The sequence below is a fragment of the Nocardia cyriacigeorgica genome, from assembly GCF_010868145.1.
Taxonomy (GTDB): Bacteria; Actinomycetota; Actinomycetes; order Mycobacteriales; family Mycobacteriaceae; genus Nocardia; species Nocardia cyriacigeorgica_D.
In genome coordinates, this window is sequence record NZ_JAAGUY010000004.1 from 159,843 (window position 1) to 181,104 (window position 21,262).

Consider the following 21,262-nt stretch of genomic DNA (forward strand, 5'->3'; position numbering starts at 1 on the left):
CCTCAGACCCGGCCGAGCGCGAGCGCGACGTTGTGCCCGCCGAAGCCGAAGGAATTAGTGAGGGCGTAATCGATGCGCTGCTGACGCGGCATACCGGCGACGATATCCAGGTCGACGTCCGAGTTCTCCAGATTGAGCGTCGGCGGTACGACCTGTTCCCGCAGGGTGAGTGCGGTGATGACGGTTTCCAGCGCACCGACCGCGCCGATGGAATGTCCGAGAGCCGACTTCGGAGCGTAGATCGAGGCCGACGGCGTCACCGCGGTGATGGCATTGGCCTCCGAGGCATCGCCGATCGATGTCGAGGTGGCGTGCGCGTTCACATGCTGGATATCCGAATTCTCCAGTCCCGCAGTGGTAATCGCTTTTCGCATGGCCCTGGCTGCGCCGTTTCCCTCCGGTTCGGACGCGACGATGTGATACGCGTCGGAGGTGATGCCCGCGCCGAGGATGCGTGCGTGGATTCGCGCACCCCTGGCTCGCGCATGCCGTTCCGATTCGAGGACGACCAGCGCTCCGGCCTCACCGAAGACGAACCCGTCGCGATCCCGATCGAACGGGCGCGATGCGCGTTCGGGTTCATCGTTACGGGTGCTCATGGCCCGCATCATGGCGAAGCTGGCGATCGGCACCGCGTGGATATGGCCCTCCACGCCACCGGCGACGACCACGTCCGCCTCGCCCGTTCGAATCAGGCGCCAGGCATGTGCGATGGCTTCCGAACCGGAGGAACAGGCCGATACGGGAGCGTAAACCCCTGCCCGCGCGCCGATTTCGAGACTCACAGCAGCGGCCGGGCCGTTCGGCATGACCATCGGCACAGTCATGGGCGCCACTTTCCGGTAGCCGCCAGCGCGCATCGCGTCGACCGCGTCGATCAGGGCGTCACCACCACCAAGCCCTGTCCCGATGACGACCGCGAGCCGCTCACTCTCCACCTCCGGCGCCCCGGCGTCACGCCACACGCGACGGCCGAGCACCAGCGCCAACTGCTCCACATACGAATGCCTGCGCTGCTCGACCCTGGTCAATTCGTCGGCCGGGTTCTCGGTCAGCTTGCCGCCGATCCGGACCGGGAGGCCGTCGGCGAACTCATCGTCCAGCAGGCCGATGCCGGTGCGACCCCGGAGCAGCTCCGACCAGGTTGCCTCCATATCGCCGGCCAGCGACGTGGTGGCCGCGTAGGCCGTCATGACCACGCCATCCGTCGACCTTGGAGTTTCTGAAGCGACTGTTACATCCACGATGTCATGAATACCTGTACCAATCGCTACAGTCAACCCATGGCCCGCCCCCTCGACCACGCCAAACGCACTGAACTGCTGACCGCCGTGGTGCGCTATATCGCCGAACACGGCCTCGCCGACCTGTCCCTTCGCCCACTCGCGGCCGAACTCGGCACCAGCTCGCGCATGCTCATCTACTACTTCGACACCAAGGAGAATCTGCTGGTCCAGGCGCTGACTACGCAGCGACCCGATATCGCCGCGGTGTTCGCCGACATCACCGACGCCGAAGCGTTGCGTGAGCGGCTGTGGGAATTCTGGCTGGCGAACACCTCCGGTGACGGCGCTACCAGCGCCAGGGCGATGACCCAGGTAATCGGCGCCGCCTGCGCCCCGCACGGCCCCTACGCCGGCTATGCCAACGACGCCATCGCCGTTTTCGTCTCCGCCATCGCCGACGGCCTGCGCACCATCGACACCATCGACGACCAGGAAGCCGTCGCCACCTTGCTGATCTCCGGCCTACGCGGCATCCTGCAAGACCGCCTCATCACCGGCGACGTCGACCGCACCGACCGCGCGGCCCGTCGCTTGATCGACCAGACGGTGCGCTGAACCGGATTCGACCCCAGCGCGATTCGCCATTCCTGTCGGTACCCGCTGCCATACTGCCGCCATGGCCGAACCCGGTAACCCCGCAGAAACCACCAAAGCCATCGACTCCTATGACGACCCGGACGCACCATGGAACCGGGAGTACTCCCCCGAGGAAATCGCCACCTGGAACGACGACGTCATCCGAGAGTTCCGCGCGAACGACGGAAAAGTCGGCGGCGACTACGCCGAAGCAACGCTGCTGCTGCTCACCACCACCGGCGCCAAGAGCGGACGCCCCCACCTGGTCGTCCTCGGTGCCCTCTACCGCGGCGACACCCTGTATGTCAGCTCCTTCATCGAGGACCGCTACCCCGCCTGGTTCCACAACGTCCGAGCCAACCCCGACGTGACAGTAGAACTCGGCAGCATCACCTACCGCGCCACCGCTGAAGCACTCGAGGGTGAACGCTACGACGAGTTCGCCACCTGGGTCCTCCGCGAGAACCCGCTACTCGCCGACTATCAGTCGAAGGTATCGCGGCCGCTTCCCCTTGTGGTCATCACGCTGGGTGATCCGGTCGCGGCCGACCGTTCCTGATATCGCCTCCTCGCCGGGCTGCTCGTACGCTCCGGTCGCGCCTCGGGCCGACGGCACAATCGCCCGACGACCGCCGGATAAGGTGAGCGGGTGGAATTGCTGCCCTTGGTACCCAGTGGTCAGACGCCGGTTCGGGCGCTCACCATCGCCGGAACAGATTCTGGGGGCGGGGCCGGAATTCAGGCCGATTCGCGCACGATGGCGTTGTGCGGGGTGCACGCGTGTGTCGCGGTGGCCGCGGTGACGGTGCAGAACTCGGTGGGGGTGAGTGGGTTCCACGAGATTCCGCCGCAGATCGTGGCCGATCAGGTGCGGTCAGTGGTCGGGGATATCGGGGTGGGGGCGGCGAAGACCGGAATGCTGGCCTCTACGGCGATCATCGAGGCTGTGGCGGAGGTGTGCCGCGAGGTCGGGATCGGCCGCGACGGTGATATTCCGCTGGTAGTGGACCCGGTCGCCGCCTCGATGCACGGCGATCCGCTGCTACACGAAGAGGCGTTGGACGCGGTGCGCAACACCCTGTTCCCGATCGCCACCATCGTCACCCCGAACCTCGACGAGGTCCGCCTCATCACCGGCATCGAGGTCACCGATGACGCCAGCGCTCGCCGGGCCGCCGAGGCGCTGCACGCGCTGGGGCCGCGCTGGGCGGTCGTGAAGGGCGGGCACCTGCGCTCCTCGGAGAACAGCACCGACCTGCTCTTCGACGGCGACCGCTTCCTCGAGTTCACCGCGCCACGCATCGACACCGGCAACGACCACGGCGGCGGCGACACCCTCGCCGCGGCCATCGCCTGCGCCCTCGCACACGGCTACTCGGTGCCCGACGCCTTCGAGTTCGCCAAGGAATGGACCCGCCGCTGCCTGGCCGCCTCCTACGACCTGGGCAAAGGCCACGGACCGGTGTCACCGCTGTGGCGTTTGCAGTCCACGGGCCTGTCGTGACCCGTTTTTGTCGGTGGGTCGGCGCATACTGAGGTCGTCGCAAACACCGTTGGCCTCAATGACGCGGCACAGCGAGAACAACGTGGTTCGTGTGTAAGCGGCACGACACTGGGGGCGGCTGCGGAGGCAGAGCGGCGTGGGGGCCCGCTCAGCCCGCCGTGAAGGCGAGGTGCAATGGCTGATCGGCATCGATGGTGAAACCGCTGAGCCGGGCGTCCGCGCGGACCAGCGCCGAGATCATCTCGGTGAGGTAGGCGACGAACCGCTCGACCGGCATCGGGTCCTCGCGGCGGTTGGCGCCGAGCCACCAGTCCGTGGCCGAGGCCACCGCGCCGAACACCGAATAGATCACCAGCTCGACACCGTTCGGGTCGATCGGACGATCGGCGACCGAGCCCATGAACAGATCGGCAACCTGCCTGGCCGCTTGCCGCGCCGACTGCAACGATCGCGGCGATTCCGGTGAACTGTCCTGCCGTTGAGCGAAGTGGCCGTTCAAGATGAAGCGGAACACGTTGGGATGCTGGGTCACCACCGCCACGTATTCGTTCGCGCCGCGACGGATCAGCTCACGAACCGGATCGTTGGTCAGGTCGACACCGTCGACGATCCGTTCCCACAGCAGATCCCGCATCCGATCCACGATCGCGTCGTACAGATCCGCCTTATCCGCGAAATGCCGATAGAGCTTGGGTTTCGCCGCACCCGCTGCCTTCGCGATCTCCCCCATGCTGACCTCGGGCCCGAACGTCCCCAATGCCTGAAACGCCGCGTCGACGAACTCCGCCCGCACCTTGACCCGATGCTCGCGCCATCGTTCGGTCCGCGCATCGACCCGCCGCCCAGGAACCTCCCCCGCACCCCGGTCGCCGCGTCTCACCACAACCGGGGATCGTACTCACCCGGTCGAATGGGCCGGTCCAGGGCCCGATGCGGTCGGCCAGGACAGCTGTGCGGATACCGCGTCACGCCGGACGTCGCGTCGTGTGCGCCAACGATTCGCGGTTCGATGATCAGCCGCGGCCGCTCATGAGGCCGGCGAGTGTCGCGGTGTCGGTCGTCAGGGAACCGCCCGCGAATTCCAGTGTGGCAAGTGATCGCTGCGCGGCTTCGGGATGCCCGGCTCCGCAGGCGTCGGTCACCATGATCGGCAAGTAGCCAAGGTCGAGGCTGTGCCGCACGGTCGGCTCGATGCCCACTTCCATGGCGATCCCGGCGATCGCGTAGCTGTCGATGCCGCAGTCGCGGAGGGCGATATCGAGGGGTGTCGCCGTGAACGCGGACATGGTGATCTTGTCGAACACCATCTCGTCGGGGCCAGGGGTGAGCTCGGGAACCAACTGGTACTGCGGTGAGCCCTGCGGGAAGGCCGAACGCACCGACATCGGGTCTTCCACTCGCTGCCACTCCATAGCGGTCCGCAGCTGCGATACGCCCGCGGTGGCAGGCGGCAACGACATGTGCCTCAGGTAGAACACCCGGAATCCGCCCGCACGCGCCGCGTCGCGCAGTTCCACGCAGGACTGCATGATCTTGTCCCCATCGGGGATCTGACGAACGATCCCGACCTGCATGTCGTAGATCAGCACCGCCATCCGGGCCGGGTCGCAGGCGTCTTCGACGGTTTGCGGAATGCTGAGACCGTAGGCGTGACGCATCGGTCGACCTCTCATTCGTGCGATCGTAGGGTTCGCTGATTTCGGGTGTAATGCTATGGCCTACTTACGTTTCCGTCCTCCGCTCCCCTGGATGCTCCCAGTCCGCACTGCGCACACCCCACCGCACGAGGCAGACTTGCCCCATGGCCGACGAAGTCGTAGACGTAACCATCACCGCCGGCGATGCCGAATGGCTGGCCGAGTTCACTCGGCGGCTCGTTGCGGATCGGCTGGTGGCGTGCGGGAACATCATTCCCGGCGTGCGGTCGATCTATCGGTGGGAAGGCGCCGTCCACGATGACGGCGAAACGCTGGTCGTGTTGCATACGCGGCGATCGCTGGTGGGCGCGATCATCGCACGGGCCGATGCCGAGCATGCGAATGAGACGCCGCAGGTGCTTGCTGTCCCGGTAGTGCAAGCGCATCCGGGGTATCGCCAGTGGGTGCTGGATTCGACTATCGAGCCGACGGTGGACGCCTAGCTCACGGCCCTCGCTCACCCACCACCGGACGCGGGTCAGCGGTGAGCAGTTCGACCGGCGTGCGGGCCGCGACCGAAGGAATCGTCGGCACCGAGTTCCCGCACGGGGTCCGTCGCGTTTTCGATCTACAGTCCGGGCCTGGGGGTGAACAGGGCACGCGCCGACGGCAGGCGGTCTGGCGTGCCCCCTCAGGCCCCGGCTTCACCTCGTTCAGGCGCCCGCTGTGGCCCGAACCCGACGATCGGTAGACGCAACGCGGCAGGTGCGTGGTCGGGCACCACCGGATTGCGTGGCGGTACCGGCGGGATGCGGCGGTGCCGGCTGCCCATCGGCGGGCGAGTGTCGGCCTCCCCCTTGTTCGGCCATAGCGCGGCCGCGCGTTCGGCTTGGGCGGCGATCGTCAGCGACGGGTTCACGCCGAGGTTGGCGGAGATGGCGGCGCCGTCGACGACGCTGAGTGTCGGGTAGCCGTAGACACGGTGGTAGGAGTCGATGACGCCGTGGTCGGGGTCTGCTCCGATGGCGCAGCCGCCGATGAAGTGGGCGGTCATCGGGACGTCGAACAGGTCGGGCCAGGTGCTACCCGCGGTGGCGCCGAGTTTCTCGGCGACGCGGCGGGTGGCTTCATGGCCTGCGGGGATCCAGGTGGGGTTCGGTTCGCCGTAGCCCTGTTTACTGGCGAACTTGCGGCCGAACAGTCCCCGCCGGGTATAGGTGGTGATCGAATTGTCCAGCGACTGCATGACCAGCAGAATCAGAGTGCGTTCGCTCCACTGACGGGTGCGCAGCAAGCGGACGGTGCGGATGGGCTGTTTCAACGCCAGCGGCAGCACCCGCACCCACGGTGGAATCCGGTGGTCGCCGTCGATGAGGTAGGTCTGCAAAAGCCCCATGGCATTGGAACCCTTGCCGTAGCGGACGGGTTCGACGTGGGTGTCGGGTGTGGGGTGGAACGAAGAGGTGATGGCGACACCGCGGGTGATGTCCATAGTCGGGTCGATCTCGGTGCGTCCGGCGCCGAGGATGGCTTCGGAGTTGGTCCGAGTCAGCACGCCGAGCCGTTTCGACAGTTCGGGTAGCACGCCGGTGTCGCGCATCGTGAACAGCAGCCGCTGGGTTCCCCAGGTTCCGGCGGCCAGCACCACCCGGCCCGCGCTGAAAGTGCGGCGGCCGCGGCGGGTCCAGGATCCGGTGCGGCGGGTATCGACGAGCCAGGTGCCGTCGGGTTGCGGTCGTATCGCGGTCACCGTCGTCATCGGATATACCTGTGCGCCGGCCTGTTCGGCCAGCCCGAGATAGTTCTTGACCAGTGTGTTCTTGGCGCCGTGACGACAGCCGGTCATGCATTCACCGCATTCGATACAGCCGGTGCGATCGGGCCCGACACCGCCGAAATACGGGTCGGGCACGGTCGTGCCCGGCTCGCCGAAATACACCCCGACGGGCGTGGGCACGAAGGTCTCGCCCGCGCCCATATCGGCGGCCACCGATTGAATGATGTCGTCGGCCGGCGTCATATGCGGGTTCCGCACGACGCCGAGCATCTTCTTCGCCTGCTCGTAGAACGGGCTGAGCTCGTCATCCCAATCGGCGATATCGGCCCACTGCTGATCAGCGAAGAACGCGGGACCCGGTTTGTAGAGGGTGTTGGCGTAGTTGAGCGAACCACCGCCGACGCCCGCGCCGGCCAGGATGAAACAGTCACGCAATCGGTGAATGCGCTGAATGCCATAGCAGCCGAGTTTGGGAGCCCACAGGTAGCGGCGCATATCCCAGTTGGTCGCGGCGAATTCGGCATCGGTGAACCGGCGGCCCGCCTCCAGCACTCCGACCCGATAGCCCTTCTCGACCAGCCGCAACGCGGTAACGCTGCCACCGAACCCGGATCCGACGATCAGGACGTCGACATCGAGTTCCCCGCTCATCTGTCACCTCCGACGCCGACGTTAACAGCCGTGGACGTGCGGTTTCGCAAGATTGTGCGGTATCGCAACACTCCGGCGCCGCGGCTTACTACGCGTCACAACGAGCTGCTCACCGCCCGTCTGTGCACCAACCCTCGACAGCAACTAGAACATGTTCTAGTTTGAAACCGGCCGACAGCTTCCGTCGGCGTGCTCGATCAGCGAGGTCGCGATGGATTGGTACACCGGAAACACCGCGTACGACACCGTGCTGACGATTGCGTTCGCCTTCGCGGCATTCGTCATCGTTGGCGGCCTGTTCATGCAGAGCCCGTATGGACGGTTCGCGTCGACGAATATCGGGTTCAACCTGAATCCGAAGCTCGGCTGGTGGTTGATGGAGATTCCCGCCACCGTCGTGTTCGCGGTGTTCTACCTCTCCGGGCCGAACCGCTTCGAGCCGACGTCGATGGTGCTGGCGGGAATCTGGTTGCTGCACTACGCCAACCGCGGCTGGTTCTTCCCGCTGTCCATCCGGCAAGTGCCGGGTAAACGCAGCAGCTTCAACGTTTCCGTGCTGGCGGCAGGCGTTTTCGTCACCGCGATGCACGGCTACCTGAACGGGGCGTTCTTCAGCCAGGACTACCTGGGTCAGTACGGGACCGAATGGTTGACCGATCCGCGCTTCCTGATCGGCGTGGTCGTGTACCTCGGCGGGTTCGCGCTCCTGGTCCGGTCCGAGTGGATCGTGCGCAACCTGCGGGACAAGGACAACCCGGGCGCCACCGAGTACCGCATCCCTTTCGGCGGTGGCTTCCGATTCGTCAGCAGCCCCGCCTATCTCGGCGAGCTGATCGCCTGGGCCGGTTTCGCCCTGCTCACCTGGTCACTGGCCGGGGTCGTGATCTTCCTGATCACCGCGGGCAACTTGGTGCCACGCGCTTTCGCGACGCATCGCTGGTATCGGGAGAAGTTCGCGGACTACCCGGGTGATCGAAAAGCCTTGGTGCCGTATGTGGTCTGAGCTCAGAGATGGGTCGTCGCCCTCGTACCTACTGTGCGCTGTCGAGCGCCGTATGCAACGTCACCGCCCACTGGTGAATGATCTGCTTGCGTCGTACCGAGTCATCGGTCAACACGTCAGCCAGGCCGAGCCCACGCGCCATATCGAGGGTGGCCTGGACGAGGTGGTGGGTTACCGGGTCGGCGTCGTCGACGCCGAGAGCCTCTACCGCGCGGCGGTGCGAGATCCGGCCGAAGCGGGCTTCCAGCGGGACGATGCGTTCGCGGAGGGCCGGGTCGGCGGCGGCGTGGGTCCACACCTGGAGTGCCGCCTTGAACAGCGGGCTCGTATACGACTCCACCAGTCCCGCCACCACGGCCTCGGTCCGCCCGACCCCCACCGCGGTGGCGGCCAGTGTCTCCGCCTCCACCTTCGCCTGCTCGGTCCTGGTGTCGAACATGTACTCGAGGGCCGCGGTGATCAGGTCCTCCCTGGTGGGAAAATGGTGTTGGGCCGCGCCACGCGACACCCCCGCGCGTTCGGCGACCACGGCCACCGTCGCGGCCGCCCAGCCCATCTCGGCCAGGCAGTCGATGGTCGCCTCGAGCAGCCGCTGCCGGGTGGCCCGGCTGCGGTCCTGCTTCGGTTCGTGGGGTGTCGCCATGGGCTTATTGTGCCCAGCTCGGCGGGCGCTTCTGCAGGAAGGCCGTCATGCCCTCGATCACTTCGGGGGTGCCGAAGAAGCTGCCCGAGCGCTCGGCCAGTTCCTCGGCCTCCGCGTCGAACCCGGCGAGCAGTTGCGCGTTGACCAATTTCTTGGACTCGGCCAGCGCCTGCGGCGAGCCTTTGCGCAGCTCACCACACAGCCGCTCGACCTCGGCCGCCGCATTATCGGCGGCAATGGTGATGAGCCCGATCTCCTGCGCCACCGCGGTATCGAACTTCTCACCGGTGAGGTAGTAACGATTGGCGGCGCGCTGATCGAGCTTGGGCAGCAGGGTCAGCGAGATCATGAACGGCGCCATACCGATGCGCACTTCGGTGAGTGCGAAGCTGCTCGACGGACCCGCGACCACCAGATCGCAGGCGGCGATGATGCCCATGCCGCCGGCCCGCACATTGCCGTCGATCTGGGCGATCACCGGTTTCGGCGCAGCGACCAGTCCGCGCAGCACATCGATCATCTGACGGGTGCGCTGGTCGGCCGCGGTGGCAGGGTCGGAGTTCGCTGCCTCACTCAGGTCCGCGCCGGCGCAGAAGGTGTTGCCGGTGTGGGTGAGCACGAGGCCGCGCACCGCGGGATCCGCAACGGCGGCGTCGATTCCGGCGAGCAGCTCCCGAACCAGCTTGGATGACAGGGCGTTGCGATTGTGCGGGGAATCGAAGGTCAGCGTCGCGAACCCGTCGGCGACCTCATAGCGCACGAACGGCGCCTCGGCTGTCCCACTCATGCCTGCACCTCTCCGACACTCGGCGACGAAGCAACCGAGGTCTCGACTGTGTTGAATGCTCGCCCGCGGCGCCCACTCATCCGAATCTCCATTCCGGCGTCCGATGCCGGCCCCGCACCCGATGATGCGAGGCCAGGGATCGACATCAGTAGGACTTCGGCAGACCCAGCGAGTGCTGGGCGACGAAGTTGAGGATCATTTCCCGGCTCACCGGCGCGATGCGGGCGATCCTGGCAGCGCCGAGCATGGCCGCCAGGCCGTATTCGCGAGTCAGGCCAGCGCCGCCGTGGGTCTGGATGGCCTGGTCGAGGGCCTTGATGCTGGCCTCGCCCGCCGCGTACTTGGCCATGTTCGCGGCCTCGGCGGCACCCATCTCGTCACCGGCGTCGTAGAGGGTCGCGGCCTTCTGCATCATCAGCTTGGCCAGTTCCAGCTCGATCTTCACCTGGGCCAGCGGATGCGCGATGCCCTGGTGGGCACCGATCGGCGTCTTCCAGACCGTGCGCTCCTTGGCATATTCCACCGCCCGGTCGATCGCGTAGCGACCCATACCGACCGCCATCGCGGCACCCATGATGCGCTCGGGGTTGAGCCCGGCGAACAGCTGCATCAGCGCGGCGTCCTCCTTGCCGACCAAGGCGTCCGCGGGCAGCCGGACGTCGTCGAGGAACAGCGTGAACTGGTGGTCCGGTTCGATGATGTCCATCTCCTGCGGCGTTTTGTTGAAGCCGGGAGCGTCGGTCGGGACAATGAACAGGGCAGGCTTGAGCTTGCCGGTCTTGTGGTCCTCGGTGCGGGACACGATGAGCACGGCCTCGGCCTGGTCGACACCGGAGATGAAGATCTTGCGGCCGTTGAGGATCCAGTCGTCACCATCGCGGCGGGCGGTGGTGGTGATCTGGTGTGAGTTGGAGCCTGCGTCTGGCTCGGTGATGCCGAAGACCATCTTGCCGGTGCCGTCGGACAGTTTGGGCAGCCAGGCCGCCTTCTGCTCCTCGGTGCCGTACTTGGTGATGATGGTGCCGCAGATGGCAGGCGAAACCACCATGAGCAGCAGGCCCGCGCCCTGGGCGGCCAGTTCCTCCATCACCAGCGCCAGCTCGTACATGCCCGCGCCGCCGCCGCCGAACTCCTCCGGCAGGTTGACGCCGAGGAAGCCGAGCTTGCCCGCCTCCGCCCACAGTTCGTCCAGCGGCTCGTTAGCGCGTGCCTTCGGCAGCACGTAGTCGCGGTAGTTGTACTTCGAGGCGAGCGCGGCGACCGCGGCTCGCAGCTCCTTGCGCTCTTCGGATTCGATGAAGCTCATCGGTCTTACTCCTGATCTTCCGAGGGCTCGTCCACCACGGCGAGCACGGCGCCGACCTCGACCTGCTGGCCGACGGCGACATTGAGGGCACTGAGGACACCGGCGGCGGGGGCGACGATGGTGTGTTCCATCTTCATCGCCTCCAGCCACAGGATGGGCTGACCGAGTTGGACCTGATCACCGGCCGAGGCGCCGAGCCGGATCACGCTGCCGGGCATGGGCGCCAGTAGTGAACCGGCGGCCACCTGATCGGCCGGATCGGTGAAACGCGGCAGCCTGCGGGCCGCGACCGGACCGAGCGGCGAATCCACGCAGACCAGATCGTCATAGCGCGCGATCTCGAACTGCCTGCGCACCGGCCCGCGCGCACCGGGCACACTGAGCACGACGCGATCCGGGGTGAGATCGACCAGTTCGAGGCCCTCATGGCCTTCGACCTGGACGCCAGTCCGGGTGAAGCGGTAACGCACCTCGTGAGTGCCGCTGGTACGGCTCTCGTAGGACTTGGTCTGCGGAGCGGAGGCGAGATTACGCCAGCCGCTGGGGATTCCGCGATCGGAGCGAGCGGCGCGCCGGTTGGCCGCCGCGTCCGCGAGCGCGGCGGCGACGATCGAGAGCGCTTCGTCGGACTCGCTGGTCAGCGGCGCGGACAACGCGTCGAGCCCGTGCGTGGCGAAGAAGGCGGTATCGGTGTCGCCCGCCAGGAAGGCTGGGTGCCGCAGCACCCGCACGAGTAGGTCACGGTTGGTGACCAGGCCGTGGATCTTGGCCCGCTGCAAGGCCGTAGCCAGCAGATGCGCGGCCTCGGCCCGGGTTTCGGCATAGGAGATGACCTTGGCCAGCATCGGGTCGTAGTGCACGCCGACCACCGAACCGTCGATGACACCGGTGTCCAACCGCACACCGCTCTGCTCGAGCACGGTGAATTCTCCGGCGGTGAACGGGATGTCGAGTTTGTGCACCTGGCCGCTCTGCGGCTGCCAGTCGTGGGCCGGGTCCTCGGCATAGAGTCGGACCTCGATCGAATGCCCGCGCTTGGCCGGCGGGGTAGCAGGCAGCGGCAGCCCGGAGGCGACCTGCAACTGCAACCGCACCAGGTCGAGTCCGGTGGTCTGCTCGGTGACCGGATGCTCCACCTGGAGGCGGGTGTTCATCTCCAGGAAGAAGAACTCGCCCTTCTCATCGGCCAGGAACTCGACGGTGCCCGCACCCTCGTAGCCGATCGCCCCGGCCGCGAGCCCGGCCGCCTCGAACAGCCGATCCCGCATGCTGCGCCCATCTGCGCTGCTCACGGCCCCTGCGTGGTGACGCTCCGCCACCGCCTCCGGGGCCTGAGCTCGCAGCGCGTCGATCTTCTCGACGAGCGGCGACGGCGCTTCCTCGACCACCTTCTGATGACGACGCTGAATCGAGCATTCCCGCTCGCCCACCGCCCACGTGGTGCCCGTGGTATCGGACATGACCTGGACCTCGATATGACGTCCGGTCTCCAGGTACCGCTCGCAGAACACCGTCGGATCACCGAACGCCGACTCGGCCTCGCGCCGCGCCGCTTCGATCTGCCCGGACAGTTCGCTCAGCTCACGCACCACACGCATACCGCGGCCACCACCACCGGCGGAGGCCTTGATCAGCACGGGCAGATGCGCGTCGGTGACCTCGGCCGGGTCGAGTTCGGCCAGCACCGGCACCCCGGCGGCGTCCATCAACTTCTTGGACTCGACCTTGGAGCCCATCTGCTCGATGGCGGCCACCGGCGGACCGATCCACACCAGACCGGCGTCGAGTACGGCGCGCGCGAATTCGGCGTTCTCGGACAGGAATCCGTAGCCGGGGTGAATGGCGTCGGCGCCGGCCGCGTGTGCGGCCTCGATGATCAGCTCGCCACGCAGGTAGGTCTCGCCGGGCGTGCTGCCTGGCAGCCGGATGGCTGCGTCGGCCTCGGCCACATGGGGCGCGTCCGCGTCGGCGTCGGAATACACCGCGGTAGTCGCGATGCCCATGCGGCGGCAGGTGGCGAACACCCGGCGCGCGATCTCACCACGGTTGGCGACCAGGACATTGGTAATCGCTGTAGGCCCGCCCGTCGCCCGACCGCCGCCCCTCCCCGAATCGCTTCGCGATGCAGTCATTGTTTGCCTCACATTCGGAAGACGCCGAAGCCCTCGGCGCCCTGGATCGGGGCTGTATGGATGGCCGACAACGCCATCCCCAGCACGGTGCGGGTGTCACGCGGGTCGATGATGCCGTCGTCGAAGAGCCTGCCGGACAGGAACATCGGCATCGCCTCGGCCTCGATCTGCGCCTCGACCATGGCGGCGAGACCCGCGGCGGCCTCCTCGTCGAACGGCAGGCCCTTGGCCTCGGCGGCACCGCGCTGCACGATGGTGAGCACGCCGCCCAGCTGCGCACCACCCATGACGGCGGACTTCGCGCTCGGCCAGGCGAACAGGAAGCGCGGGTTGAACGCGCGCCCGCACATGCCGTAGTGGCCCGCGCCGTAGGACGCGCCGATCAGCAACGAGATATGCGGCACCTTCGAGTTTGCGACCGCGTTGATCATCATCGCGCCGTGCTTGATGATGCCGCCGTGCTCGTAGTCCTTGCCAACCATGTAGCCGGTGGTGTTGTGCAGGAACAACAGTGGCGTGTTCTTCTTGTTCGCCAGCTGGATGAACTGGGTGGCCTTCTGCGATTCCTCGGAGAACAGCACGCCGCGTGCGTTGGCAAGGATGCCGATCGGGTAGCCGTTGATCTCGGCCCACCCGGTGACCAGGCTGGAACCGTAGAGCGGCTTGAACTCGTCGAAATCGGAGCCGTCGACCACACGGGCGATCACCTCGCGCGGGTCGAACGGGATCTTCAGATCCGAGGGCACGATGCCGAGCAGTTCCTCGGGATCGTAGAGCGGCGAGATCACGTCGGGGCGCGGCTCGGGGCCCTGCTTCTTCCAGTTCAGCCGGCGCACGATGCCGCGGCCGATGCGGATGGCGTCCTGCTCGTCGGCGGCCATGTAGTCGGCGAGACCGGAGGTGCGGGCGTGCATCTCGGCGCCACCGAGGGTCTCGTCATCGGAGTCCTCACCGGTGGCCATCTTGACCAGCGGCGGTCCGGCCAGGAAGACCTTCGCGCCCTCTTTGACCATCACCACGTAGTCGGACATGCCGGGGATATAGGCACCACCGGCGGTGGAATTGCCGAACACCAGGGAGATCGTGGGGATTCCGGCCGCTGAGGCCTGGGTGAGATCGCGGAACATCGCCCCGCCCGGGATGAACACTTCCTTCTGCGTGGGCAGATCGGCGCCGCCGGACTCGACCAGCGAGATCACCGGCAGGCGGTTCTCCCGGACGATGTCGTTGATCCGCAGCGTCTTGCGCAAGGTCCACGGGTTGGAGGTGCCACCTCGCACGGTGGGGTCCGGGGCGACGATCATGCACTCGACGCCCTCGACGATGCCGATACCGGCGATCGTCGACGCCCCGACATGGAAGTCACTGCCCCACGCGGCCAGCGGGCACAGCTCCAGGAACGGCGAATCCTCATCGAGCAGCAGTTCGATCCGCTCACGCGCGGTGAGCTTGCCGCGCTTGTGATGGCGCGCGACCTTGTCCGGGCCGCCGCCCGCGATGGCCTTGGCGAATTCGGCCTCGAGCTCGGTGAGTTTGTCGGTCATCGCCTCCGCGGACGCGGCGTACTCCGGCGACGACGGATCGAGTGTGGAACGGAAGGTCGTCACGACTGGTACCCCAATACTTTCGACGCCAACATGGTCAGGATTTCGTTCGTGCCACCGCCGATGCCGATGATGCGGACGTCGCGGTAGATGCGTTCGATCTCGGATTCGCGCATGTAGCCCATGCCGCCGTGCAGCTGAACACCCTGGTTGGCCACCCATTCGGCGGTTTCGACGGCGGTGTTCTTGGCGAAGCAGACCTCGGCGATGAGCCCAGGCTCACCGGCCGCGTGCCGTTCGACCAGCGAGCGGGTGTAGACCCGGGCCACGTCTACGCGGCGGTGCATGTCGGTGAGCGTCATCTGCACCGACTGGCGGCTGATCAGGGGGCGGCCGAAGGTCTCGCGGTTACGGCACCACTCGAGGGTGAGATCCAGCGCCCGCTGTGCCTGCGCGTACGCCTGCACGGCCAGGCCGACCCGTTCGCTGACGAACGCCGTGGCGATCTGGGCGAATCCGGTGTTCTCCGCGCCAACCAGGTTCTCCACCGGAACCCGCACATCCTCATAGGACAGTTCGCCGGTGTCGGAGGCCAGCCAGCCCATCTTCTCCAGCTTGCGCGCCACCGTGAAGCCCGGCGTATCGGTGGGCACGATGATCAGCGAGACGCCCGCAGCGCCCGGTCCGCCGGTGCGCACCGCGGTCACCACGAAGTCGGCGCGGCAGGCCGAGGTGATGAAGGTCTTTGCGCCGTTGATGATGTAGTGGTCGCCGTCGCGGACCGCCGAGGTGGTCAGGTGGCCGACATCGGAACCGCCACCGGGCTCGGTGATCGCCAGCGAGCCGATCAGGTCACCGGCCAGCGTGGGCTTCACCCAGCGATCGATCTGCTCGGTATTGCCGGAGGCGATGATGTGCGGCAAGGCGATTCCGCAGGTCATCAACGATGCCCACGCACCGCCGGAGGCGCCGGCCTGGTGGAACTCCTCACCGAGGATGACCGCGTCGACGGCATTGCCGCCGGACCCGCCAGCGGATTCCGCGACGTCGATACCGAGCAGTCCCAGTTCCCCGGCCTTCTTGTGCAGCTCACGCGGCAGCTCGCCGGCCCGCTCCCAGGAGTCGAGGTCGGGCAGGATCTCCCGTTCGACGAACCCGCGCACGGTGGCACGCAGCTCCTTACGTTCCGGTGTATCCCAGACGCTCATGGGTCAGACCTCCTGTGTTCGATTGCGCCATGAGCGGGCGGCCTGCGTGGTTACGCACGCTGCCTCCTCCAGCCGCTGACCGCTCATGGCTCTGTCCGATTGCGCCATGAGCGGACGGCCTGCGTGGTTACGCAGGCTGCCTCCTCCGGCCGCTGACCGCTCATGGCAGAAACTCGGTCGGAATATCGATATGGCGGGAGCGCAGCCATTCGCCGAGCCCCTTGGCCTGCGGATCGAAACGGGCCTGATAGGCCACGCCCTTACCGAGCAGACCGGAGATGATGAAGTTCAATGCGCGCAGGTTCGGCAGCACATGCCGGGTGACCTCGAGTGATGCGGTTTCCGGTAGCAGTTCACGCAACCGGTCGACGGTGAGGGTGTGTACCAGCCAGCGCCACTGATCGTCGGTGCGCACCCACACACCGATATTGGCGTCCCCACCCTTGTCGCCGCTACGGGACAGCGCGATGGTGCCGAGGGGTGCACGTCGGGTGTCGTTCGCCACCAACGGTTCCGGCAGCTCAGGTGCAGGCACCGGCTCGAGGGGCTGCGTTTCGGTGGCTTGTGCGATGTCGACCCGGCTGCCGTCGGCCAAGACTGCGATGTGCGGTACCTCGCCCGCGTCGACGAAGCCCGGGGTGTACACGCCGTATGGCGAACCGTTGCCCGGCAGCGTGGTGAAGCTGCAACCCGGGTAGCTGGCCAACGCGAGTTCTACTGCGACGCTGGAGAAGGCCCGACCGACCTTGTTCGGATCCGGGTCGCGGACCACACAGCGCAGCAGAGCGCTTGCCTGCTCCTCGGAGTCGGCATCGGGGCGGTCCAGGCGAGCAAGGGTCCAGTCGAGTTCGGCTGGGCGCACCGTCAGCCAGGATTCGAGCTGACGTTGCGCCAGTTCGGCTTTCGCTTCGATATCGAGCCCGGTGAGCACGAACTCCATCTCGTTGCGGAATCCGCCGAGTGTATTGAGTGAGACCTTCAGCTGCGGCGGCGGTGCCTCACCGGTCACGCCGCTGATCAGCACCCGGTCCGCGCCTTCCTGCTCGACCCGGATGGTGTCGAGGCGGGTGGTGACATCGGGCCCGGCGTAGCGCGCGCCCTGGATCTCGTACATGAGCTGGGCCCGCACGGTGTCGACGGTGACGGCACCACCGGTGCCGGCATGTTTGGTGATGACGCTGCTGCCGTCACGGCGGATCTCGGCGATCGGGAAACCGGGACGACCCAGATCGGCGAGCTCGGTGAAGAAGGCGTAATTGCCGCCGGTGGCCTGGGTGCTGCATTCGATGACGTGCCCGGCCACCACGGCGCCGGCGAGCCGGTCGTATTCGGCACGCCCCCAGCCGAAGTGCGCCGCGGCGGGGCCGACGATCACCGAGGCATCGGTGACCCGGCCGGTGACCACGATGTCGGCGCCGGAATTCAGGCATTCCACGATGCCCCATGCGCCGAGGTAGGCGTTGGCGGTGAGCGGCGAGCCGAGGTCGAGCTCGGCGGCGCGGCCTGCGAGATCATCGCCTTCGACATGGGCGATCTTGGCGTCGAGGCCCAGTTCGGCGGCCACCTTGCGCAGTTTCTCGGCCAGACCGGCCGGATTGAGTCCGCCCGCATTGGTGACGATCTGGACGTTACGTTCCAGCGCCAGGCCGAGACAGTCCTCGATCTGCTTGACGAAGGTTTTCGCGTAGCCGAGGCTCGGATCCTTCATCCGGTCTCGGCCGAGGATCAGCATGGTCAGTTCGGCGAGGTAGTCGCCGGTCAGCACGTCGAGTTGCCCGCCTTCGAGCATCTCGCGCATCGCGCTCAACCGGTCGCCGTAGAACCCGGAACAGTTGCCGATCCGGATGACGTCCGGATCGTCGGCCAGCCTACTCATCAGCGGGTATGCCTCCTGTCGCGCTGGATCGGGCTGTCGCTGGGATCAGGCGGGCGCCGCGCGGCGCCCGGGATCCGCGTACGACACCAGCATCACAGCCGGTGCCGAAAAAATCAAGCTTGCGTGCTTGTTAATCGAGAGTTATCGTCCGCGGCAGATTTCCGCAGGCGAGACGGGCCGGACGCGGCCGCATGAGACCGAGACGGCACAATCGGCTGCATGTCCTCCGATGTCGCCGTGGTCGTCCTCTTCGCTCTCGCCGGATTCCTCATCGGCGGGGCGTACACGACCTGGAAGACCGCACGTCCGCTCGCCATCGCGCTGGGCGTGTGCGCAGTGCTAGCGGCGGTCGGCGCGGTCGTCTGGCTCGTGTAAACGGCCGACCCCAGCCCTCGCTGGGAGTCACGCCCGTTGTCGAGCGAAGCGAGACCGAGCATGAGAGTTCGCGACGCCGCAGGCGGTGCAAATCAAACACTGCTCAGCCGGAAGATGCGCAGATCCTCGGGTACCCCGCTGAGCGGAGCGCTGAACATCCCCCGCCGGTACGGCTTGACCGCGTAGCCGAGTTCCTCCAGTACCCCCGGCGACACCGAACGCAGCGTTGCCTCCGACAGCATGGTCCGCCCGTTGCCGCCCGCCTCCATGACGCGGGCCGCGATGGTGACATCGACGCCGAGCCAGTCACCACCGATCTCCCGCGGTGATCCGGTGTGCAGGCCGATCCGCATCTGCGGGCGATAGCCGTCGATACCGACCTCACTCAACGCACGTTTGGCCGCCACCGCGGCGCGTACGGCCGCGTCGGCGGTCGGGAAAACCGCCATCACGCCGTCACCCATCCGTTTCACCACCTGACCGCCCCGCTCGGCGATCGGCGGTTCGATGGCCTTGGCCACCCGGCGCAACAGTTCGAGGGTGGCCTCGTCTCCGGCCGACAGCGACCATTTCGAGAACGACACCAGGTCGGTGAACATGACGGTGACTTCCTGGCTCCCCCGGCCGCGGCCAACTCGCTCCAGCGCGGCCTGCCACACCTGTAGCGCGCCGAATCCGATCTCCCGCGCCGCACTCGGCCTGGCACCGACGAACTTGTCCGCGGCACGGGCCACCGCGCGCGGCCCACCAGGACCGGACACCGACAGCGGATCACCGAACGATGGGTCGCCCGGTAGCTGTTCACGGGCCTTGCGCAGCGCGCCGATGACGTCAGGGCGTTGATTCGCCGCGGTCATCAGGGCCGTGATCGCACGCGGCCGCGGGCGGCGGGAGGAGCCGGCTTCCGCCGGGGGAATGATCACGCCGGGATCGACGTCATCAGCTTCCGGTTCCGGTCCGGACACCGCACCGCCGGAAGGTGTTTTGCTCACGCCCCGAGGGTATCCCAGCCGACTGGACGTGGTGGAGGCCATGAACGGCCTCCGGTCCGGTGCGAGGTTCGCACCGGACCGGAAAAAGAACCGCACCGTCCGCCGGGCAGTGGCGGACGGTGCGCGAGGGGCGCGGACCTCCCGACAAGGTCCGGTTACCCCACAACCCGAGTGGCGAGGGAGGGCTACTCGGGTAGCCAGTGATTCGAGCTAGGCGTCGCGCTGGTTCACCGCGAACAACGCGGCACCGAACACGATCGCGACGAAGGCGATGAAGTAGAGCAGGCTGCCCCACACACCCCAGTGCCAGTTGCCCACCTGCTCCTCCACCGCGAGGAAGCGGTTGGCGTTCGCGAAGGGCAGGAACGGGGTCACATTGCGACCGAAGCTGCCGAACGCGCCGAGCAGCGGCTCGATGAGCAGCGACCACAGCACGATCAGCGAGATCGCCGCCGCCGACTGGCGCACCAGCACACCGACCGCGATCGCCAGCGCCACACACAGGAAGGTGTAGATGGGCAGGCCGTAGATCGTGCGCCAGTGGCCTTCCAGCACCAGGGTGGCAGCCGCCTCGGAGCCACCGACCAGCTTGCCTACCAGGAAGGCGCCGAATGCGAGCACTGTGGTCAACACGGCGCCGTAGAACCCGACGAGCGCGGTCTTGGTGAGGATCACCAGGTTGCGATGCGGAACCGCCTGAAATGTCGTGCGGATGACGCCGAAGCGGTACTCGCTGGTCACTGTCAGCGCCGCCATGATCATCAGCACCATCACGCCGAAGCCGGAGACGCCCGCGGTCACGGTGCCGATGTCGAGCGAGGGCACATCACCCGAATCCGAACCCGCCGTCCGCACCACCAGCGCGAACAGCGCCGCCAGGCCGAGGCCGAGCACGACGACGATCACCGAGCACCACCACGGCGACCTGGTCGAGGTCAGTTTGATCCGTTCCGCTTCGAGCACGCCGATCACAGCGCACCTCCCATCACCTGGTCGTTCATGGGCACGCCCTCACCGTGATACTGCACCGCGCCGCCGGTCATCCGCATGAACGCTTCCTCCAGCGAGGCCCGCTGCGGTGCGAGTTCGAACAGCGTGATGTCGTTCGCGCCTGCCAGCTTGCCGACCGCGTCACTGGTGACGCCCGCGATCATGAGCGCGGGACCCTCCTGGCCGGAGCCGTCCTCACGGACGGTCATGCCATTGGAGGTGAGAATGCTGCGCAGCTGGTCCAGCTGCGGGCTACGCACCCGCACCGACGACTCCGAGGCACGGTCGATGAATTCCTGTGTCGTCGAATCCGAGATCAATTTGCCGCGGCCGATGACCACCAGGTGTTCGGCGGTCTGCGCCATCTCCGACAGCAGATGGCTCGATACCAGGACCGTGCGTCCCTCGGCGGCAAGGCGCTGCATGAACCGGCGGATCCACAGGATGCCCTCCGGGTCGAGGCCGTTGACCGGCTCGTCGAACAGCAGTACCGCGGGGTCGCCGAGCAGCGCGCCCGCGAGGCCGAGCCGCTGCGACATACCGAGCGAGAAACCGCCCGCGTTCTTACCGGCGACCTCGGACAGACCGACCAGCCGCAGCACCTCCTCGACCCGCGATTTCGGGATGCCGTTGGAGGCTGCCATCCATTGCAGATGGGCGCGCGCGGAGCGGTTGGGATGCACCCATTTGGCGTCGAGCAGGGCGCCAACCTCGCGCAGCGGCTGGTCCAGGTCGTGATACGGCCTGCCGTTGATCAGGGCGGTTCCGGCGGTCGGCCGGTCCAGCCCGAGAATCATGCGCATCGTGGTCGACTTGCCCGCGCCGTTCGGTCCGAGGAAGCCCGTCACCTGTCCGGGGCGAACAGTGAAGGTCAGATCCTGAACCGCGACGGTCTGCCCGTAGTGCTTGGTCAGGCCCTTCAGTTCGATCATGCCTACAGCATTGCGCAGATTCGGCCCGCGCGCGTCGGTATAA

The 21,262-nt window shown here is 67.0% G+C and carries 20 protein-coding genes; 6 read left to right on the forward strand and 14 right to left on the reverse strand.

Annotated features, from left to right (window positions below):
* Nucleotides 1-2 precede the first annotated feature (2 nt).
* Nucleotides 3-1,244, reverse strand: a complete 1,242-nt coding sequence (locus GV792_RS08725) for a KasA/KasB family beta-ketoacyl-ACP synthase (protein WP_309138593.1) — start codon at nt 1,242-1,244, stop codon at nt 3-5.
* A gap of 39 nt (nt 1,245-1,283) precedes the next feature.
* Here GV792_RS08725 and GV792_RS08730 point away from each other — a divergent pair, with 39 nt between their 5' ends.
* The 3 genes from GV792_RS08730 to thiD all read left to right on the forward strand — a co-directional run bounded on the left by GV792_RS08730 (nt 1,284) and on the right by thiD (nt 3,366).
* A complete protein-coding gene (locus GV792_RS08730; protein ID WP_163823517.1) occupies nt 1,284-1,841 on the forward strand; it encodes a TetR/AcrR family transcriptional regulator in 558 nt (185 codons plus the stop codon).
* Nucleotides 1,842-1,902: 61 nt separating this feature from the next.
* Complete coding sequence (locus tag GV792_RS08735; protein ID WP_163823518.1) at nt 1,903-2,421, forward strand: nitroreductase/quinone reductase family protein; 519 nt, start codon at nt 1,903-1,905, stop codon at nt 2,419-2,421.
* Between the two features lie 90 nt (nt 2,422-2,511).
* The gene (gene thiD / locus GV792_RS08740) at nt 2,512-3,366 is read left to right on the forward strand and encodes a bifunctional hydroxymethylpyrimidine kinase/phosphomethylpyrimidine kinase (RefSeq protein ID WP_163823519.1); all 855 of its coding nucleotides are present in this window, start codon (nt 2,512-2,514) and stop codon (nt 3,364-3,366) included.
* A 148-nt stretch (nt 3,367-3,514) separates the two neighbouring features.
* On the opposite strand, the gene GV792_RS08745 is transcribed toward thiD, so the two are convergent.
* Both GV792_RS08745 and GV792_RS08750 read right to left on the reverse strand, forming a co-directional pair.
* A complete protein-coding gene (locus GV792_RS08745; protein ID WP_309138592.1) occupies nt 3,515-4,249 on the reverse strand; it encodes a TetR/AcrR family transcriptional regulator in 735 nt (244 codons plus the stop codon).
* Nucleotides 4,250-4,379: 130 nt separating this feature from the next.
* On the reverse strand, nt 4,380-5,039 hold the full coding sequence (locus GV792_RS08750; RefSeq protein WP_256670460.1) for a cysteine hydrolase: 660 nt from the start codon (nt 5,037-5,039) through the stop codon (nt 4,380-4,382).
* Nucleotides 5,040-5,167: 128 nt separating this feature from the next.
* On the opposite strand from GV792_RS08750, the gene cutA reads away from it, so the two are divergent.
* Entirely contained in the window at nt 5,168-5,506 is a 339-nt protein-coding gene (gene cutA / locus GV792_RS08755; RefSeq protein WP_163823520.1) for a divalent-cation tolerance protein CutA, read from the forward strand.
* Nucleotides 5,507-5,694: 188 nt separating this feature from the next.
* Here the strand turns inward: cutA and GV792_RS08760 are convergent, their stop codons facing one another.
* Nucleotides 5,695-7,431, reverse strand: a complete 1,737-nt coding sequence (locus GV792_RS08760; protein ID WP_163823521.1) for a GMC oxidoreductase — start codon at nt 7,429-7,431, stop codon at nt 5,695-5,697.
* Nucleotides 7,432-7,642: 211 nt separating this feature from the next.
* Between GV792_RS08760 and GV792_RS08765 the strand changes: the two genes are divergently transcribed.
* Nucleotides 7,643-8,434: a methyltransferase gene (locus GV792_RS08765; protein WP_163823522.1), complete on the forward strand. Its 792-nt coding sequence runs from the start codon at nt 7,643-7,645 to the stop codon at nt 8,432-8,434.
* Nucleotides 8,435-8,462: 28 nt separating this feature from the next.
* On the opposite strand, the gene GV792_RS08770 is transcribed toward GV792_RS08765, so the two are convergent.
* The 7 genes from GV792_RS08770 to GV792_RS08800 form a co-directional block, all read right to left on the reverse strand.
* A complete protein-coding gene (locus GV792_RS08770; protein ID WP_163823523.1) occupies nt 8,463-9,077 on the reverse strand; it encodes a TetR/AcrR family transcriptional regulator in 615 nt (204 codons plus the stop codon).
* A gap of 4 nt (nt 9,078-9,081) precedes the next feature.
* The gene (locus GV792_RS08775) at nt 9,082-9,864 is read right to left on the reverse strand and encodes an enoyl-CoA hydratase family protein (RefSeq protein ID WP_163823524.1); all 783 of its coding nucleotides are present in this window, start codon (nt 9,862-9,864) and stop codon (nt 9,082-9,084) included.
* A gap of 145 nt (nt 9,865-10,009) precedes the next feature.
* Nucleotides 10,010-11,170 carry an acyl-CoA dehydrogenase family protein gene (locus tag GV792_RS08780; protein WP_163823525.1) on the reverse strand — a complete coding sequence of 387 codons (1,161 nt, stop codon included), beginning with the start codon at nt 11,168-11,170 and terminating at the stop codon, nt 10,010-10,012.
* Between the two features lie 5 nt (nt 11,171-11,175).
* Nucleotides 11,176-13,302, reverse strand: coding sequence for an acetyl/propionyl/methylcrotonyl-CoA carboxylase subunit alpha (locus GV792_RS08785; RefSeq protein WP_175584119.1), 2,127 nt, complete (start codon nt 13,300-13,302; stop codon nt 11,176-11,178).
* Between the two features lie 8 nt (nt 13,303-13,310).
* Nucleotides 13,311-14,909: an acyl-CoA carboxylase subunit beta gene (locus GV792_RS08790; protein WP_163823526.1), complete on the reverse strand. Its 1,599-nt coding sequence runs from the start codon at nt 14,907-14,909 to the stop codon at nt 13,311-13,313.
* The gene (locus GV792_RS08795; RefSeq protein WP_163823527.1) at nt 14,906-16,054 is read right to left on the reverse strand and encodes an acyl-CoA dehydrogenase family protein; all 1,149 of its coding nucleotides are present in this window, start codon (nt 16,052-16,054) and stop codon (nt 14,906-14,908) included. The genes GV792_RS08790 and GV792_RS08795 overlap by 4 nt, the downstream gene beginning before the upstream one ends.
* A 160-nt stretch (nt 16,055-16,214) precedes the next feature.
* The gene (locus tag GV792_RS08800) at nt 16,215-17,930 is read right to left on the reverse strand and encodes an acyclic terpene utilization AtuA family protein (protein WP_163823528.1); all 1,716 of its coding nucleotides are present in this window, start codon (nt 17,928-17,930) and stop codon (nt 16,215-16,217) included.
* A 219-nt stretch (nt 17,931-18,149) separates the two neighbouring features.
* Between GV792_RS08800 and GV792_RS29010 the strand changes: the two genes are divergently transcribed.
* Nucleotides 18,150-18,305, forward strand: a complete 156-nt coding sequence (locus GV792_RS29010) for a hypothetical protein (RefSeq protein WP_175583107.1) — start codon at nt 18,150-18,152, stop codon at nt 18,303-18,305.
* Between the two features lie 92 nt (nt 18,306-18,397).
* On the opposite strand, the gene GV792_RS08805 is transcribed toward GV792_RS29010, so the two are convergent.
* The 3 genes from GV792_RS08805 to GV792_RS08815 all read right to left on the reverse strand — a co-directional run bounded on the left by GV792_RS08805 (nt 18,398) and on the right by GV792_RS08815 (nt 21,219).
* Complete coding sequence (locus GV792_RS08805) at nt 18,398-19,162, reverse strand: adenylate/guanylate cyclase domain-containing protein (protein WP_163823616.1); 765 nt, start codon at nt 19,160-19,162, stop codon at nt 18,398-18,400.
* A gap of 345 nt (nt 19,163-19,507) precedes the next feature.
* Nucleotides 19,508-20,266, reverse strand: a complete 759-nt coding sequence (locus GV792_RS08810; RefSeq protein WP_163823617.1) for an ABC transporter permease — start codon at nt 20,264-20,266, stop codon at nt 19,508-19,510.
* Entirely contained in the window at nt 20,266-21,219 is a 954-nt protein-coding gene (locus GV792_RS08815; RefSeq protein ID WP_163823529.1) for an ABC transporter ATP-binding protein, read from the reverse strand. Before GV792_RS08815 ends, GV792_RS08810 begins: the two co-directional genes overlap by 1 nt.
* Nucleotides 21,220-21,262: the final 43 nt, after the last annotated feature.

Coding starts and splice junctions, on each gene's coding strand:
- GV792_RS08730 (WP_163823517.1), top strand. CDS start 1,284: ATGGCCCGCCCCCTCGACCACGCCAAACGCACTGAACTGCTGACCGCC.
- GV792_RS08735 (WP_163823518.1), top strand. CDS start 1,903: ATGGCCGAACCCGGTAACCCCGCAGAAACCACCAAAGCCATCGACTCC.
- GV792_RS08750 (WP_256670460.1), bottom strand. CDS start 5,039: ATGAGAGGTCGACCGATGCGTCACGCCTACGGTCTCAGCATTCCGCAA.
- cutA (WP_163823520.1), top strand. CDS start 5,168: ATGGCCGACGAAGTCGTAGACGTAACCATCACCGCCGGCGATGCCGAA.
- GV792_RS08760 (WP_163823521.1), bottom strand. CDS start 7,431: ATGAGCGGGGAACTCGATGTCGACGTCCTGATCGTCGGATCCGGGTTC.
- GV792_RS08765 (WP_163823522.1), top strand. CDS start 7,643: ATGGATTGGTACACCGGAAACACCGCGTACGACACCGTGCTGACGATT.
- GV792_RS08770 (WP_163823523.1), bottom strand. CDS start 9,077: ATGGCGACACCCCACGAACCGAAGCAGGACCGCAGCCGGGCCACCCGG.
- GV792_RS08775 (WP_163823524.1), bottom strand. CDS start 9,864: ATGAGTGGGACAGCCGAGGCGCCGTTCGTGCGCTATGAGGTCGCCGAC.
- GV792_RS08780 (WP_163823525.1), bottom strand. CDS start 11,170: ATGAGCTTCATCGAATCCGAAGAGCGCAAGGAGCTGCGAGCCGCGGTC.
- GV792_RS08785 (WP_175584119.1), bottom strand. CDS start 13,302: ATGACTGCATCGCGAAGCGATTCGGGGAGGGGCGGCGGTCGGGCGACG.
- GV792_RS08795 (WP_163823527.1), bottom strand. CDS start 16,054: ATGAGCGTCTGGGATACACCGGAACGTAAGGAGCTGCGTGCCACCGTG.
- GV792_RS08800 (WP_163823528.1), bottom strand. CDS start 17,930: ATGAGTAGGCTGGCCGACGATCCGGACGTCATCCGGATCGGCAACTGT.
- GV792_RS29010 (WP_175583107.1), top strand. CDS start 18,150: ATGTCCTCCGATGTCGCCGTGGTCGTCCTCTTCGCTCTCGCCGGATTC.
- GV792_RS08805 (WP_163823616.1), bottom strand. CDS start 19,162: ATGACCGCGGCGAATCAACGCCCTGACGTCATCGGCGCGCTGCGCAAG.
- GV792_RS08815 (WP_163823529.1), bottom strand. CDS start 21,219: ATGATCGAACTGAAGGGCCTGACCAAGCACTACGGGCAGACCGTCGCG.